The 686-nt window shown below is 74.8% G+C and carries 1 protein-coding gene and 1 pseudogene; one reads left to right on the forward strand and one right to left on the reverse strand.

Annotation, left to right across the window (positions count from 1 at the left end):
* Nucleotides 1–399 (forward strand): MarC family protein (locus tag FV223_RS29240; RefSeq protein ID WP_281407491.1); only part of this gene is annotated, 399 nt, incomplete at its 5' end.
* A 10-nt stretch (nucleotides 400–409) separates the two neighbouring features.
* On the opposite strand, the pseudogene FV223_RS29245 reads toward FV223_RS29240, so the two are convergent.
* Nucleotides 410–686: pseudogene (locus FV223_RS29245) on the reverse strand (DUF1499 domain-containing protein); the annotation flags it as partial.

Genomic DNA, 686 nt, shown 5'->3' on the forward strand with positions numbered 1-686 from the left:
ACCGCGCCCCGAGCGGCGGCGGCCGCCGCTCCCGCCCAGCCGCCGGCGGATGGGCAGAGATCGGTCGATCCCCTGTCCGAGATCGCGTTCTTCCCGCTGACCCTGCCCTTCACCACCGGCCCGGGCACCATCGCGGTGGCGATCACCCTCGGCTCGAACCGTCCGGCCGTGATGGCCGACCGGCTCGGCTTCTACGTCGGCGTGTCGCTGGCCGCGCTCGGCGTCGCCGCCACGGTGGCGCTGATCTACGCCTCCGCCGACCGGGTGGTGAGCCTGCTCGGGCCGATCGGGGCGCGGGTGCTCGGCCGGCTGTTCGCGTTCCTGCTACTCTGCGTCGGCACCCAGATCACCATCAACGGGGTGATCGACGTGTTCGGGCCGCTGCTCGCCGCGCGCTGAGACGCCCGCGTCACCGCGCGGCCTCGGCCCGCGCCAAACCCTCGATCCGGTCGAGCCAGCGCTCCAGGCGGGCCCGGTTGCCGCCGGCATCGAGCAACCCGAATTGCGGGCGGGCGTACAGGGCCAGGGTCGATCGGCCCTCGCCGGCGCCGAGAATCGCGACGGCGACCGTGTCGGGCAGCCGCAGCCATTCCGAGCGGACGACGTAGCGGTCCTCCTCGGCCCAGCGGGCCTGGAAGGCCAGCTCGGTGCGCGGCTCCTCGGCCGCCACCGCGGCGACGATGGCG

Origin of the sequence: Methylobacterium sp. WL116, from assembly GCF_008039455.1 — a bacterium.
Classification (GTDB): Bacteria; Pseudomonadota; Alphaproteobacteria; order Rhizobiales; family Beijerinckiaceae; genus Methylobacterium.